The organism is Bradyrhizobium sp. YCK136 (genome assembly GCF_044570075.1).
In the GTDB taxonomy this organism is placed as follows: domain Bacteria; phylum Pseudomonadota; class Alphaproteobacteria; order Rhizobiales; family Xanthobacteraceae; genus Bradyrhizobium; species Bradyrhizobium diazoefficiens.
Window position 1 is genome coordinate 9,547,782 of record NZ_CP172424.1, and the last position, 14,383, is coordinate 9,562,164.

The 14,383-nt window shown below is 60.9% G+C and carries 16 protein-coding genes, 1 tRNA gene and 1 pseudogene; 8 read left to right on the forward strand and 10 right to left on the reverse strand.

Annotation, left to right across the window (positions count from 1 at the left end; all coding sequences use genetic code 11):
• Positions 1 to 71: 71 nt before the first annotated feature.
• Positions 72 to 845: a hypothetical protein gene (locus ACFLEY_RS46150; RefSeq protein WP_060909504.1), complete on the forward strand. Its 774-nt coding sequence runs from the start codon at positions 72 to 74 to the stop codon at positions 843 to 845.
• On the opposite strand, the gene tnpC is transcribed toward ACFLEY_RS46150, so the two are convergent.
• From tnpC to ACFLEY_RS46165, 3 genes are all read right to left on the reverse strand, one after another.
• Positions 788 to 2,332, reverse strand: a complete 1,545-nt coding sequence (gene tnpC, locus ACFLEY_RS46155) for an IS66 family transposase (protein WP_224517700.1) — start codon at positions 2,330 to 2,332, stop codon at positions 788 to 790. The genes ACFLEY_RS46150 and tnpC overlap by 58 nt on opposite strands.
• Positions 2,333 to 2,425: 93 nt before the next feature.
• Complete coding sequence (tnpB, locus tag ACFLEY_RS46160; protein WP_145982908.1) at positions 2,426 to 2,815, reverse strand: IS66 family insertion sequence element accessory protein TnpB; 390 nt, start codon at positions 2,813 to 2,815, stop codon at positions 2,426 to 2,428.
• Positions 2,812 to 3,210 carry a transposase gene (locus tag ACFLEY_RS46165; RefSeq protein ID WP_026192391.1) on the reverse strand — a complete coding sequence of 133 codons (399 nt, stop codon included), beginning with the start codon at positions 3,208 to 3,210 and terminating at the stop codon, positions 2,812 to 2,814. The genes tnpB and ACFLEY_RS46165 overlap by 4 nt, the downstream gene beginning before the upstream one ends.
• Before the next feature lie 396 nt (positions 3,211 to 3,606).
• Here ACFLEY_RS46165 and ACFLEY_RS46170 point away from each other — a divergent pair, with 396 nt between their 5' ends.
• From ACFLEY_RS46170 to ACFLEY_RS46190, 5 genes are all read left to right on the forward strand, one after another.
• Positions 3,607 to 4,149 carry a hypothetical protein gene (locus ACFLEY_RS46170; protein ID WP_129557404.1) on the forward strand — a complete coding sequence of 181 codons (543 nt, stop codon included), beginning with the start codon at positions 3,607 to 3,609 and terminating at the stop codon, positions 4,147 to 4,149.
• Positions 4,150 to 4,360: 211 nt separating this feature from the next.
• Entirely contained in the window at positions 4,361 to 6,118 is a 1,758-nt protein-coding gene (gene istA, locus ACFLEY_RS46175; protein WP_100214066.1) for an IS21-like element IS1631 family transposase, read from the forward strand.
• A 4-nt stretch (positions 6,119 to 6,122) separates the two neighbouring features.
• Positions 6,123 to 6,890, forward strand: coding sequence for an IS21-like element IS1631 family helper ATPase IstB (istB, locus tag ACFLEY_RS46180; RefSeq protein WP_038952109.1), 768 nt, complete (start codon positions 6,123 to 6,125; stop codon positions 6,888 to 6,890).
• A 142-nt stretch (positions 6,891 to 7,032) separates the two neighbouring features.
• Positions 7,033 to 8,376: a glycosyltransferase family 4 protein gene (locus ACFLEY_RS46185; protein ID WP_396604457.1), complete on the forward strand. Its 1,344-nt coding sequence runs from the start codon at positions 7,033 to 7,035 to the stop codon at positions 8,374 to 8,376.
• A gap of 272 nt (positions 8,377 to 8,648) precedes the next feature.
• Positions 8,649 to 8,715: transfer RNA gene (locus ACFLEY_RS46190), tRNA-Ser, on the forward strand.
• Positions 8,716 to 8,742: 27 nt separating this feature from the next.
• Here the strand turns inward: ACFLEY_RS46190 and ACFLEY_RS46195 are convergent.
• Both ACFLEY_RS46195 and ACFLEY_RS46200 read right to left on the reverse strand, forming a co-directional pair.
• Positions 8,743 to 8,952 (reverse strand): hypothetical protein, encoded by a 210-nt coding sequence (locus ACFLEY_RS46195; protein WP_060909506.1) that lies wholly within the window; start codon positions 8,950 to 8,952, stop codon positions 8,743 to 8,745.
• A 95-nt stretch (positions 8,953 to 9,047) separates the two neighbouring features.
• On the reverse strand, positions 9,048 to 9,122 hold the full coding sequence (locus tag ACFLEY_RS46200; protein ID WP_369527220.1) for a tryptophan-rich sensory protein: 75 nt from the start codon (positions 9,120 to 9,122) through the stop codon (positions 9,048 to 9,050).
• A 43-nt stretch (positions 9,123 to 9,165) separates the two neighbouring features.
• On the opposite strand from ACFLEY_RS46200, the gene dinB reads away from it, so the two are divergent.
• On the forward strand, positions 9,166 to 10,266 hold the full coding sequence (dinB, locus tag ACFLEY_RS46205) for a DNA polymerase IV (RefSeq protein ID WP_396604458.1): 1,101 nt from the start codon (positions 9,166 to 9,168) through the stop codon (positions 10,264 to 10,266).
• A 63-nt stretch (positions 10,267 to 10,329) separates the two neighbouring features.
• On the opposite strand, the gene ACFLEY_RS46210 is transcribed toward dinB, so the two are convergent.
• The 4 genes and pseudogenes from ACFLEY_RS46210 to ACFLEY_RS46225 all read right to left on the reverse strand — a co-directional run bounded on the left by ACFLEY_RS46210 (position 10,330) and on the right by ACFLEY_RS46225 (position 12,856).
• Positions 10,330 to 10,818, reverse strand: a complete 489-nt coding sequence (locus ACFLEY_RS46210) for a PLD nuclease N-terminal domain-containing protein (protein WP_249162710.1) — start codon at positions 10,816 to 10,818, stop codon at positions 10,330 to 10,332.
• Between the two features lie 284 nt (positions 10,819 to 11,102).
• Positions 11,103 to 11,313 (reverse strand): annotated as a pseudogene (locus tag ACFLEY_RS46215) (DUF3551 domain-containing protein).
• A 260-nt stretch (positions 11,314 to 11,573) separates the two neighbouring features.
• The gene (locus ACFLEY_RS46220; RefSeq protein ID WP_028172575.1) at positions 11,574 to 11,867 is read right to left on the reverse strand and encodes a hypothetical protein; all 294 of its coding nucleotides are present in this window, start codon (positions 11,865 to 11,867) and stop codon (positions 11,574 to 11,576) included.
• Between the two features lie 302 nt (positions 11,868 to 12,169).
• Positions 12,170 to 12,856 carry a DNA-3-methyladenine glycosylase I gene (locus ACFLEY_RS46225; RefSeq protein WP_028172574.1) on the reverse strand — a complete coding sequence of 229 codons (687 nt, stop codon included), beginning with the start codon at positions 12,854 to 12,856 and terminating at the stop codon, positions 12,170 to 12,172.
• Between the two features lie 207 nt (positions 12,857 to 13,063).
• Between ACFLEY_RS46225 and ACFLEY_RS46230 the strand changes: the two genes are divergently transcribed.
• Positions 13,064 to 13,891 carry a metallophosphoesterase gene (locus ACFLEY_RS46230; RefSeq protein WP_060909508.1) on the forward strand — a complete coding sequence of 276 codons (828 nt, stop codon included), beginning with the start codon at positions 13,064 to 13,066 and terminating at the stop codon, positions 13,889 to 13,891.
• On the opposite strand, the gene ACFLEY_RS46235 is transcribed toward ACFLEY_RS46230, so the two are convergent.
• Positions 13,830 to 14,315 (reverse strand): Crp/Fnr family transcriptional regulator, encoded by a 486-nt coding sequence (locus tag ACFLEY_RS46235; RefSeq protein ID WP_011083677.1) that lies wholly within the window; start codon positions 14,313 to 14,315, stop codon positions 13,830 to 13,832. The two genes, ACFLEY_RS46230 and ACFLEY_RS46235, sit on opposite strands and share 62 nt — an antisense overlap.
• Positions 14,316 to 14,383: the final 68 nt, after the last annotated feature.

The following is a 14,383-nucleotide window of genomic DNA, read 5'->3' on the forward strand; positions in this document are numbered from 1 at the left end:
GTAAGCATCACGTTGCTTGGCAGCAAGACAACAAGGTTTGGAACATATACCTGGATGGCCTTGACGAGGCCTTGGCCCAACTGAGCCAAATCGAGAAGTCTATCCCGGACCTCGTTAGGCAGCTGGCGGGTGACGGTAACCAACTTAATGCTCTGCGCTTACGAATTAGCTGCCGGTCGGCGGAATGGCCTCATACTCTCGAAGCCGAGCTGCGGGGAATCTGGGACGCCGAGCAGGTCAAGGTTTATGAACTGGGGCATCTTCGCGAGAAGGACGTAAGGAGCGCAGTGGAGCAGCTCTTAGCACAGGCGCACAGTGTCGAGCTGTCTTCTGCTGCCGCACGATGGCAACGGGACGACCTTGAACGAAAGAAAGCGCGTGCCGCCGAAGAAGGTTTGCGGGAGAAAGTCAATGCCGTCGCACTCGCGGAGCAAGAGCTAGCGAAGATCGACACTAATGGCAGCTTTGATTGGTGGCGACTGAACATGATTCTGTTCGCGAATCAGAATGGCCGCCTTGATCCAGCGGCCGAGTTCCAATCGGACCTCAAAAAATCGCGAGGGTGGCTGTCGCTATCCGAAGAGTCTCGCAAAAGCGTCGTCTCGTCCGCTCGGCGCTACTTGGATGAAAATTTCGTTCGATCAAAACATTGGATCGGAACCCAAACGTTCCATCGTAAGCGACGTTCGCGTCCCATTCGCAAAGGTTTGGCGTGGGGATTGCAGTCTGTTGATCAACGTGTTTGCAAATCGTTGGCGGGGGGTATGGAGGCGGCAACGACGGAGAATTACGAGGTGCGGCCGAACGACCAGGGCAGGAGCTCGTCGATCCGGGACTGCGGGTGACCGGTTGCGATCGCTTTGAGCGTCGCTTTCATCCAGACGTAGGGCTCCACGCTGTTGATTTTGCAGGTGGCGATGAGCGAAGCTATGCGCGCCCATGAACGACCACCTTCGTCGTGACCAGCAAATAAACTATTTTTACGCGTCAGAGTCAGCGGCCTGATTTGATTTTCGACGGGATTGGTGTCCATCTCAACGCAACCATCGTCGAGAAACAAGGTGAGGCCATCCCAATGGTTCAGGAGATAGGCGATCGCCTTGCCCATCTCGCTGCCCGGCGACAGGCGAGCGGCTTGCTCGCGCAGAAACCTCTCGAGTTCAGCGACGAGCGGCCGTGATCGCTCGTTACGGGTCGTTTGCCGAGCCGGGGCGTCGGCGCCACGGATCTCCTTCTCGATCGCATAGAGTGCGGCGATGCGCGCGAGAACGGCTTCGGCGATGGGTGAGCCGGCTTTCGGAGTCGCTGCGATGATCTTGCGCCTTGAGTGGGACCAACATGCGGCCAGCCGCAGCGGCACGCCGCCTTTGCGCTTGGGCCGTGCGAGCCGATGATAGCCCTGGTATCCGTCGACCTGAAGGATGCCGTCGAAGCCCTCGAGGATGCGCTCAGCATGGTCACCACCGCGTCCTGGCGCGTAGTGGTAGACCACGATTGGTGGATCAGCGCCGCCGTGGCCGCGATCGTCGCGCAGGACAGCCCACAGATAGCCGGTCTTCGTTCGGCCCCGGCCCGGATCGAGCACAGGCGCCCTGGTCTCGTCTATGAACAAGCGGCCCGATTGCTTCATCACGACGCTCATGCGCTCGACCAGCGGCGCGAGGTGGAAGGCGACCGTTCCCATCCAGTCTGCCAGAACGGCGCGATCGATGAAGATGCCATGCCGAGCCAGAACCTGCGACTGACGATAGAGTGGCATGTGCTCGCTGAACTTGGCGACCGCCACCTGCGCCAGCAGCGCCTCGGTGGGGATGCCACCCTCCACGAGATGGGCGGGCGCCGGCGCCTGAGCAACACCGGTGCAGCCCTTTGCGCAGGCGTAGCGCGGTCGCACCGTCTCGATCACACGATACTGGGCGGCCATGACATCGAGACGGCGGGAGCGATCCTCGCCGATCTGGACCATCCGGCCGCAGCCGCAGGGACACTCGAGGTTCTCGGGTTCGATCACCTGCTCGATGCGCGGCAGGTGCGCGGGAAAGGCACGGGCAGCGCGCCTGGTCCGGCGGCTGGACGGCGCCGTGCCGGCGCGGCGCGCACGATCGTCCTGGCGTTCCTGGACTTCGGCGATGGCAATCTCGATGTCCTCGAGAACCAGTTGCATCTGATCGGGATTGAACTTTTCCGAGCGTTTACCGAAACGTGCGCGCTCGTACTCCTTCACGAGCAGTTCGAGGCGTTCGACGCTCTCTTTGGACGCAGCCAGTTCACTCTCGACATGAAGGCGCGCCGAGCATTCATCGTCTGCGCGACGACGCTCGGCTTCAATCATCGCTTCCTGCGCGCGGAAGAGCGCGCGCAAATCGGCGGGCAGCGCTGCAAGACGGGCGGGATCAATGGGGGACGGCGGCACATCCGCAAGCTATCATCCCAAAGCCCCGCGCGAAACAGGTTGGCGGGTCTGAGTCAGTTCGCCGCAGCTGGCGTCGCGACAATCCGTTCGCCCACTCGCTTCCAGTTCAGCCAGCGCTTCGAACTGCACGCGCGTCAGATGCATGACGCCGTCGCTGATCTGCGGCCACTCGAAACGACCATCGCGGCCAAGGCGCTTGTAGACCAAAACGAGGCCCGTGCCGTCCCATAGCAAAATCTTCAGCCGGTCGGCGCGCTTCGAACGAAAAACCACGATCAGGCCCGAATGCGGATCGAGCCCAAGCGTGTTTTGCACAAGACCGGCCAGCGCGTCGTGCCCGCACCGGAAGTCAACAGGACGCACAGCAAGCACAATCCGCAGTCCCTGCGCCGGAATGATCATGCGCCGCGCTCGATCGCAGTCACGATCTCCGCGATCCGCACCGCCGACACGTCCGCATCCAGGCGGACCGAAACCTTGCCAATCGTAATCTCGACGGGCCCCTCGCTCTTGCCTGACGCCACTGGATCGCTCAGCTCGATCGACACGAAATCCGCCGCGTCGTCCGTGACCAATGCGAGCCGGCCAGCACGCGCCAATCTGCGCCACGTCGTCAACTGCTGGGCCTTCACACCATAACGCCGTGCGACATCACATACCCGGGCGTCGGGCTTCATGCTCTCGAAAACAGCGCGCCCCTTGATCTCCGCAGACCATAACCGGCCTCCAGAACGCGTCCGGCGCGTAAGCTTCCCCACAAAGCCATCAGCTTCGGCTTCCTCCCCCGATTGTTCCATCGCCTTCAGTCTCCTCTCGGCTCTCTGACAAGCCAAGGATCGCAGAGCGAAAGCCGAAGCGAAACCAGTCAATCAAATGGGAGAAAAGCTCCGCTTACGTTCCATCGACCAGCGGCAGCAGGCTACCGAGCTTTCCGTTTGCTGATGTCTGAGGACTACGCATCGTACCTCCAACTCGATAAGCGGACATGGCGGAAGTGGGCCACATCGATACTCGGGGTTTCATTTACTGAAGACCGTGCGGATCAGGAGGCACGAAGTCGAATCGCTCAGCGATGCTTCGATCTAACCCCTAGGCAGGTCTTGCTTGTCATCGGGCGATTGCTCACGAAGGCACGCTCGGAGTTTGATATTCGTACCGTGCTATCGTGGTTCTCATCAGCCTCCGACGAGAGGTTGAACAATTTGCTTTGGCAGGTCTTGAGCCAGACGGAGGCGGGCGACTTCCGGGCCAAACCGATAATCCGCTTTTTGGTACAAGAATCGTATGCCCCGGCTACGCAGCTAACTATCGACTTGTTCTCCCACCCCGATTCTGGACTGGGCAACCAAACTGCTGGAGGCGAGGAGTTCATTGTAGCAGCGGCGTCTCTCATTCAAAGGGACGCAACGTTAGCTTGGCCATACTTCTGTGATTTGCGTGAGCGTGACGAGAAGCTAGCGATAGAGATACTGAGGGCGACCTTAGAGACAACCTCGTTTGGTGAGGCTGCATTCGTTCGCTACCTCTCAGAAGCACAACTAGCAGAACTGTACGTCTGGCTTTTCCGCCATATTCCTCCCCCGGCAGAACGAGAGGGCGGGGGATGGCTCCGGTTTGAGGATAACGTAGAGCAGCTGCGCAATGTCATTCTAAATAACCTTATCAGTCGCGGCACGGCTGAGGCCGTTGCGGCGGTGCAGGAGCTGGCAAGCAAAACCCGGAGGCCGAGTGGCTGAAATGGAGGGTCATTGATGCAAAGCGAGAGTTGGCTGCAAACACCTGGAAGCGGCTAGATCCCTCGGAGATAATTGCGGTCGTGGCTTCGTTTCGCCCTATGCCGCCCCGTGGGTCGGTCAAAATCCCCCGGGTATGGTCACTTGAAACTCCCCCACCTGATGATCGCCGTCAGCGCCGCTGAACAGCAGTAGCCGGTCAGGCAGGACGTTTATGTTCGACCCCTTTAGCCAGCAAGGGGCCGGGGAGTTGAACGTCTTGAAGCGACATCTGCAAAGCACCGTACTTACATTACTTGATCGCAACACCAGCCAGCGCGAGATTCACCGGCTGACGGGTGTCGATCGCAAGACGATCCGGCGTTATCAGGCGCTGCGGGCCGGTGCGGAGGCAAATTCCCCCGGGGAAGTGACCACCGGCTCGGTGAGCGCGGACGGCCAAATTCCTCCACCCCGACCACCGGCTTTTGGGACATCGGAAGCGACGGTCACCAGCAGCCTGGCCCGTTCGGCTTGCGAAGCGCATCGGACGTGGATCGAAGAACAGGTCCGGCTGAAGCGGAACGCGCAGGCGATTTACCAGGACCTGGTTGATCAATTTGGCTTTCCGTCCAGCTACCAGAGTGTCAAGCGGTTTGTGCGCCGGTTGCGGCACGCTGATCCTGAGCAGTTTGATCGTCTTGAGTTCCTCCCCGGCGAGGAAGCTCAGGTCGACTATGGCGAGGGCGCGCCGACGGTTGATCCGAAGAGCGGGCGGTACCGTCGTCCCCGCCTGTTCGTGATGACGCTACGCTACTCGCGGCGCAGCTTCCGGCGGGTAGTCTGGAAGTCCAGCCAACAAGTCTGGGCGCAGCTCCACGAAGAGGCGTTCCGGTATTTTGGCGGGGTCCCCAGCTATGTCGTGCTCGACAACCTGAAGGAAGGCGTCCTCAAGCCGGATTTGTACGAGCCCCAGCTCAACCCGATTTACAGCGCGATGCTGGCTCATTACGCCGTGGTCGCCGATCCCGCGCGCGTGGCCGATCCAAATCGGAAAGGATGCGTCGAGAATGCGATTCAACATACCCAGGGCACTGCGCTGGCCGGACGGCGCTTCGAGACGCTGGAGGCGCAAAACGAGTTCTTGAGGCACTGGGAGGAGAACTGGGCTTCCAAACGCATCCACGGCAGCACGCGCCGTCAGGTCGAGGCGATGTTCCAGGAAGAGAAGCCGCACCTGCGGCCGCTGCCTGTCGCTCCCTTCCGCATCTTCACCGAAGTCGTCCGGACTGTCTGCGACGACACCACCGTACGCGTCGACAACAGCTATTACGCCGCGCGGCCCGCGCCGATCGGCAGCCAGGTCGTCGTGCGCATCTACACCACCACGATCGAGATCCGTGATCGCCACACCCGTGCGCTGCTGCGTGTTCATTCCCGGATGGCGCACCCCGGTTCTGTCGTCCTGCCGACCAGCGAACGGCCGTTCAACCCGTCGCGGCAAACCGCCGTGCTGCTGGCGAGCGCCGAGCGCATCGGACCGCAGACCAGGGCCTTGTGCCAGCAGGTGTTCGACACCGAAGGGCGCCCCGGACAGCGCGCGATGTGGGGCATTGTCGGGCTGGGCCGGAAGTATCCGGCGCGGCTGGTCGAGCAGGCCTGCGCGCACGCCATCGACAACCGCATCTACCGCTACAAGCACGTGCGTGCGACCGTCGAGCGGTTGTTCGAACAGGCGATCGAGCAGGTTGGAGTGACGCCACAGCCGGCATCGCCGCTCACCCAGGATCATCCGCTGATCCGTACCCCCGCGGAATACGGCGACCTCTTCAGCCGCGCTGTGCGGCGCGACGCCGACGACAATGGTCGGCAGGCCGAGGCTCACGACGATCACGCCACGGCAATCCGCGCTCGTGTCGCCTGCGCAACCCCGGCCAACTCCGGCGCCACGAGCGCTCCCGCTGCACCTTCTCACCTTAAACTGGAGACCTAGCCACATGATGACCATGCCGGAAATTGAGCGTTGCCTACGACAGCTGCGCCTGTCGGGTGTCCGCGACACGCTGCAGACGCGCGTGCTCCAGGCGCAGGGCGCCAACCAGCCCTTCCTCGAGACCTTCTCCCTTATCCTGCAGGATGAACTGGACCGTCGTCAGTCCCGTCTTATCGAGCGGCGATACCAGCAATCCGGGCTCGACGAAAAGCTGACGCTCGCCGAGTTCGACTGGTCCTTCAATCCCAAACTGCCACGTCAGACCTGCTTCCAGCTCCACACCCTGGCGTTCATTGCCGCTGGCGAGAACGCTCTGCTTGTTGGCAAACCTGGCACCGGGAAGTCGCACATCGCCAAGGCGATTGCCTATCAGGCGATCCTGCAAAGCCACAAGGTCCAGTATCTTGAGACCGACGACTTCTTTCACCGCTACGCCCTGAACTCTCCGGCACAACGCGAGGTCCGGCTGCGAACCATCATCGACTGCGATCTCCTCGTGCTGGACGATCTATTCCTCGCACGCGCCATCCCCGACGACGCCGGCACTTTGCTGCAGACCCTGATCCATCAGCGTTACAAACTGCGCCGCAGCGTCATCGTCACCTCCAATCGCGTCGTGCAGGATTGGGGGGCATACCTTGGGGACAACACTATGAGCACGACGATCCTCGATCGCCTTATGCATCATTGCCATCTGCTTGAGTTCGACGGACGCAGCTATCGGCTCAAAGAAGCCGCTGAAGCTCTTGCCCGGGAAACAAACTCAAACTAACAGTCCCTTGTCCTGCCTCGCGGGTGGAGGAATTTGACTGACCACACCCGGAGGAATTTGAAGTGACCCGCGGGGGCCGACCGTCCGCAGCACTAAGGAAGCGGTTAGACGCGCGGTCGCTTTCCAGGAAGCCAGCGAGACCTTGCCTCCCGATGCGCTGCTGACGTCATTGGATAGAGCGGCTGAAACGCTGGACTTGTCTACTATCAAACCGACTACAGAGGTCGCCGTCAAACCCCGCCGAATAATGACCGTGGCGACAGAATGGAGTTCGGCCCACGGTGGCCTTTCCACTCTCAACCGCGAACTTTGCATTGCCTTAGCGGCCGCCGGGCATAGCGTCGTTTGTTTGGTTATCGAACCGGCGCAAAGAGAGATTGATGACGCGAAAGCAGCAAGAGTGCGATTGATAGGCTGCCCATCCGATCCTGCTATTGAAGGTACGGGACGGCTGCTGCTCTTTCATCCATCACAGCTTGCTGGCTACACTCCCGAAGTCGTTATTGGTCATGATCATATTACCGGATCGGCAGCGCAACACATAGCGCATCGGCTCTATGGCGTCCCGAACGTTCACTTCGTCCATACACTCCCTGAAGAGATCGAAATATACAAATCAAGGAGCGAAAATGGGATGCTACGCGGAGCTGAGAAAGCTGAAGTGCAGTACCGCCAATGTCTGTCCGCTCAACTAGTGGTCGGAGTTGGTCCGCGTATTCACCATGAAATGTCTACCAAGATTACTCCCAACTCGGATGTACCGGTCGTCGTAATGCGACCAGGGCTAGATAGAAGACTGCTGGAGTACGAAGTTGACCTTTCCAAGCCTCGAAGGCCGCAATGTCTCTTTCTGGCTCGCTTGGAGGACGGAGAGCTAAAGGGCGCTGGTCTCGCTTGCCAGATGATTTGCAGCCTGAATACTAATTGGAGCTGGACCGTCGCTTCCCGACCCCGACTGATTGTTCGGGGGTTCAATCCGGCTCCAGAAAAATTTGAGAAAGAGATAGCTGCTATCGGCGGCTTCAAGGAAGCGATTCAGTACTTGATACCGCGTCCGTTCGCGGCAGATGCGGAAACTGTTGCCGGGGATATACGCAGCGCATCGGCGATCATAATGCCTTCAAAGCGCGAAGGATTTGGCTTAACGGCTCTTGAAGGAATATCGGCGGGCATTCCCGTCATAGTTTCATCTGAAAGCGGATTAGCGTGGCTTCTGTTGGAATCCGATGTACAAGCGGCAATAGGCACCGCAACCGCTGACGCATGTGTTGCGGATGTTGATGGAAAGTCAGAAGACATCTGCAAGGATTGGGCCACCCGCGCTCAAACAATACTATCCGATCCGACCAAAGCCTTCTCACAAGCCAAGCAAATGCGACGCGCCTTGATCCCTCTTCTGAGTTGGGAAAAGGCCGCACTGAAATTCAGCAATGACCTTGAATCCATCCTGGGTACCGACACTGAACTGGCCGTCGGCGGGAATTAGTTTGTGATGGGGAGCGCGGAGGCATGCCGGATCGGGCCTTCAGCGTCCCAGAAACGGGAAATTTTTTCGCGCGGGTATTTAATGGGCTGGTCCGTGAAAATGTCCCCCGTCCCACCGCCACCGTTGCTTGCTTCGCGGTCACATCTCGGTCACACCTGTCACACCAATTCCTCACGTCGCTTGACCTCACGCACGGCATCACCGTATCCTATCCGTTCTGATCGGCTGTGTTTTCAGGGACTTTCGAGCTTAGCAATTCAGAGAAGCCGAGCGCGCCAGACAGGTCGAGTTGCCCTCCGAAGGCAAAGGTCACACGTTCGAATCGTGTCGGGTGCGCCATTCTTATCGCCGTCTTCACGCCAGCGCCTAGCTGAGCATCGAGATCATCGCCTGGATCTGGTCCGAGGCGGACGCGACCAGTCCGTCGTAGGACGTCTGGCCGTGTGCGGCGGCCTTCAGGATGCATTCGGCCACGGCCGCTTTCAGACCGAAGACCGATTGATGGGCCGGTACGCTCGCCATCACGGTCTCCAGCGCTTGACGCATCGTGCGAATGAGCTCGGAGCTGTATTGCATGGGTTGTCCTCCGCGCCCTCATATTAGATCGCGTGCCCATGCTTGCCACTCACAAGCCTGAGACTGTTCTTTGAACCTGGTCGAGACTGAACGCCTCAATTCAAACGCCAGATGGCCGCATTGAGCAGGCCGGCAAACGCGACCCAGGCTGCGTAAGGCGCGAAAAGCATCGATCGCCTCGCGCTTCTCCTTGCACGATTGTATCATCTCTCCATGAGCGATTCCGGCACGGTGACGGGCGAAACCTCGCCCGTCCGCAAGATCATCCATATCGACATGGATGCGTTCTATGCATCCGTGGAGCAGCGCGACAATCCGGAGCTGCGCGGAAAGCCGGTCGCGGTCGGAGGCTCCGCCGAACGCGGCGTCGTCGCGGCCGCCAGTTACGAGGCCCGCAAGTTCGGCGTTCGCTCCGCGATGCCGTCGGTAACGGCGAAGCGGCAATGTCCCGACCTGATCTTCGTCAGGCCGCGCTTCGAGGTCTACAAGGCGATCTCCAGGCAGATCCGCGACATCTTTGCCGAATACACGCCGATCATCGAACCGTTGTCGCTCGACGAGGCCTATCTCGACGTGACGGAAAACCTGCAGGGCATTCCGCTGGCGCGCGACGTCGCGCTGCGGATCCGCGAGAAGATCAAGGCCGAGAGGGGGCTCAACGCTTCGGCGGGCATCTCCTACAACAAGTTTCTGGCCAAGCTCGCCTCCGATCATCGCAAGCCCAACGGCCAGTTCGTGATCTCCCCGGAGATGGGACCCGCCTTCGTCGAGGCGCTGCCTGTCGGCAAATTCCACGGGATTGGCCCGGCGACCAGCGCAAAGATGAATGCGCTCGGCATATTTACCGGTCGCGACATGCGTAACCAGACGCTGGAGTTCATGAACGCGAATTTCGGCAAGGCGGGTGCCTATTACTATTGGATCTCACGCGGTGTCGACGAACGTCCGGTGCGGGCCAACCGGATCCGCAAGTCGATCGGCGCGGAGACCACGTTCCAGGCCGACCTCGACGAATTCGACGCGCTGGTCGCCGCGCTCAAGCCTCTCGTCGACAAGGTCTGGCGCCATTGCGAGGCGACCGGCAATCGCGGCCGCACAGTCACCTTGAAGATCAAATTTGCTGACTTCGAGATCATCACACGCAGCAGGTCCGCACCAACACCGGTTGCAGGCCGGGACGATCTGGAGCGGCTGACCTGCGGCCTGCTCGAAGTCGAGATGCCACTGCCCAAGCGCGTCAGGCTGTTGGGCGTATCGCTGTCTGCCCTCCAGGACGGGGATGATCCGGAGCCGCAGCTGACTTTCGGTATTTGAACCGGATGGACGGTGACGGGATTTTTCAAAAATCGCTTCCGAATGTGCTGCGCGCAACGACGGCTAGGAAACCAGCCTGGTGCGAAGCCGCCTGTACTCGTCATCCGTTACGGATCCCGCCTTTCTGAGCTGATCAAGCTTGGTAAGCTCGTCTGCAACGCTGAAGCCGACGATGTGCCGCAACTCCTCGCGCGCCCGCTGAGCTTGCTCGGCGTTACGTTCGGCCATGCTTCGCCCTTGCGTAATGAGGTACGCAAAGATGCCGAGGTAGGAGGTCAGAACCAGCGCGAGCACCCATAGTGCCTTGCCCCACCCGGAGATGTCGTGGCGCCTGAACAGGTCGCCATAGATGACGATGAGCAGCCAGAACCAGACGACGAATGCGAATATCGCAATCATGTCCATCAGGAAATTTCGGTACGTGAATCCCTCTTGAACGAAGAACATTGCAATCCCCTCGTTGAATGACCGTTCTCGATCCGTCGCTCCACTTAACGGCAGTACCGATGCGACACGCGGTGCGATCTTCCGCTGCTCGAGCGGTACCAGCAACTGCCGTTCCGCCAATAATATCTATGCCAATGCCGATGCCGCCGGTGGGCGCCGGCGATCGCTCCGGCCGTAGCTCCTATCGCAGCGCCGCGACGACCGCCGACGGCACCGCCGATGACCGCGCCCCGAAGCGCGCTCTGAGGATACGATTCGCTGGAAGGGAACATTCCCGCGAACGCGAGCAGAATGACGAACAGTGCAAGCTTTCGCATCTGAGCGTGCCTTTCCTGATTGGACGCGTCTGCCGCGCAGATAACCGCAGAACGGTTTATCTCTGAGGGTGATCAGCGCCGCCGCGGAGCGGCATAGCGTGGATTGATGCCGCAATATGCGTTCGTGCCGGAAGCGGCAGCCAGACATTGCGAGCGTGTGGCGAACTGGCAATTGCCCGGAAAGCCCCAGTTGCGGACCACGCAGGCAGTAACGATCCGCCTCGGCGGCCTGGGCCGGCCCCGAGAATACAACGGATAAAAATGTGGCGAGCAATGCCAGCATCGGAACGGCACGATGCATCTCGACCTCCATGGATGGATGGAGGCGAATTATATCGCCGACGCGTCGACCATACCGCCAGTAAAAGCCCTTGCCAGACGCTGCGGCGTTTATTGATGCGACCTGGGGCGAAAAGCGCCCACGCTTTCGCGAAAATCTCAAGCTCGGGGCTGCCTGAAGGCGGCCGTATCGATTGACGGCGCCACACCCTCACGGCGGGGGTCTCCCCCGCCGATCTGATCTTCCTTCACGACCAGCAATGGTCAATGCCTCACATGCTCGAACACGACGATCACACCCGTCGGCTCCGGCTCGTGGGCCATCAGACGCGTGAGGTCGGCATCGCTCCAGTCGGCGAGGCTGACGACTTCGCCGGTCTGGCGCTCGGCGCCGAGCGACGGGGTCGGCTCGAGGACCTTCAGGCCCGTCTCGTCGACGAAGAAGGTATGCTCGCCGAACATGCTGTTGAGCTGCGGCATGGCGGGATGCTCGTCGGGCAGCACCTGGGCGCCGAGTTGGTTGACGGTCTGCTTCACCTGTTCGGATGTGAGCTTCATGGGCTGCTCCGTTTCTGTCGTGCCGGGTTTCATTGAGTTGAGCTAGGACGGGCGTTCCCTGCGCCTGTGTCGCCTGGCTCAAATTCCCGAACGGGTGCTGCGCACAAATGTTCCGGTGAAATGTATTTCGTGATCGCGATTTCATCCGCCGTGCTCACGGCACGGGATCGCCACACGATGTCCACGATCTGCCTGTGAGCGGCTCTAATCGGCAGCTTCGACGATCCGGATGTCGCGGTCCGCGCCGTCGCCGAGCAAATCATGGGCAGCCTGATAGGCCTCTCCTGATGCCTTTTGATCCGTTACTCGCTCCTGACCTCGCCGACCGAGAGCGCGCAGATGCGTGACAGATATGTGTAGGGCAGACCGGTCTCCCCGGCCCAGGCGTTGAACTGCGCCTGCACTTTTGCGAGATCGCCCTTCGACTTCACCTCTTCGCCGATATCGAGGCCGGCACCGCGCAGGCAGGCCACGACATCCCTGGAGGTGACGAAACCGTCCCAGCCGACGAAGCGCAGCAGCATCTGGCCGGTATTGCCGCCGAGCCGGCTGCCGCGCTTGGTGAGGAGATCGAGCAGGCCGATTTCGTCGGACGACGGCCACTTCGCCAAAAACTTGCCGAAGCTGCCGTGCTCCTTTGCGATCGCCTGGACGAAGGCGGCGTTGTCGCGCACCGACATGATCTTGGCGCCGTTGCGCACGATCCGCGCATCGCGCAGCAGACCTTCCCAATAGTCTTCCGGCTGGAAGGTGAGCTTGGCCGGCTGGAAATGCAGGAAGGCCGCTTCAAAGCCGTCCCATTTCGAATCGATCACGCTCCAGGCAAACCCTGCGCAAAACACCCGCCGGGTCATCTCGGCGAGGATGCGGTCGTCGCCGAGCTTGGCCAGACGCTTGAGGTCGGGCTTGTCGGGCATCAGCCTGTCCAGCGCCTTGGGGCCGCCCTTGCGCTTCTCGGCGCGGGCACGAATGGTCTTGAACGGGGTCATGCGGACACGAGCGATTGAGGATATGCCACGACAGCAGAATTCGATGGTCCGGTCCAGACCTGCGACGCCCGATGCCCTGCATGCCGCGATACGCCGCGGCATGCTCCGGCTCATTGGATTGACGCGAGGGGGCGGCCGTGCTGGTCTGCTTCTTGCTTTTTGCCGTTTTGGAATTCCCAGACAATTTCAATCGCGAACGGATTTCAAATGCGCTGCCTGGTCGTGGCTGACCTGCACTACGCGCTGCCGCAGTTCGACTGGCTGGTCAGCGCGGCGCCGCAATTCGACCTGGTGATCTTCGCCGGCGATGCGCTCGATATCGGCTCGATGGTGGATTTTCGCGCGCAGATCGTGGTGGTGAAGAAATACCTCGCGCTGCTTGCCGGGAAGACCCGCGTGATCATCTGCTCCGGCAATCACAACCTCGACGAGCGCAACGCGGAAGGCGAGAAGATCTCGCGCTGGATCTCGGAGGTGCGCGAGCTGGGGATCGCCTGCGACGGCGACGGCCTCACCATCGGCGACACCCTGTTCACGGTGTGCCCGTGGTGGGATGGACCGCTGGTCAAGCAGCGCATCGCCGACCAGCTCCGCGATGCCGCGGCGAGCCGGCCGCAGCGCTGGATCTGGGCGCATCATGCGCCGCCGGCGAATTCGCCGACGAGCTGGGGCGGCAAGCGCTTCTTCGGCGATGTCGAGGTGGTGCAGTGGATCATGCAGTATCAGCCGTCGATGGTGATCTCGGGACATGTGCATCAGTCGCCCTTCATCACCGACGGCTCGTGGTTCGACCGGCTGGGCCAGACCTGGGTCTTCAACGCGGGCCTGCAACCGGGCCGGCCGCCGACGCATATCGTGCTGGATCTCGATGCCAACAAGGCGTTCTGGCTGGCGGCGGGCGAGGCGCAATGGATCGATCTCGACGCGCCGCTGAAGCGGCCGGCGGCCTTGGTCGAGGCACCGCCGGACTGGCTTACATTCTTGGATCGGATTGTCGATCCGAGCCTGGCGAGACCTCAAGCGGCGGCAGGTTGATCATGCTCTGAAGCACTTCGCCGACCATGGCCAGATGCGTGCCGTGGCCGGCATATTGCCGCTTGAGATCGGCAAGATAGGTGTTGGCGACGTTGAGCCGCTGCGCCAGCATCTTCGCGATCAGCAGCGCCACCCCCGGCTCCTGCTTCAGGAACGAGGCGGCATCCTCGAACTCGTAGACGATTGCATCGGAGCAGGCCCTGACCGTCGCGGTGTGCGGCTGGCCCAGCAGCACGGACATTTCGCCCAGCACCGCGCCCGGCTCCGTGACGGTGGCGACCACCATCTCGCCCTTGAGCACCTCGAGCTTACCTTGCATCAGCACATAGAGATGGCCGCTGGTGCCGCCCTCGGTGACGACGACCGTACCGGCCGCAACCTGCCGCTCCGTTCCGCCGGTGCAATAGTCCAGGACTGCGCGCATCGCCGAAAGCTCCCATCGCTGGGGATACCCATCGCCGGGATACTAGAGCACGATCCGTGCCACGCGGC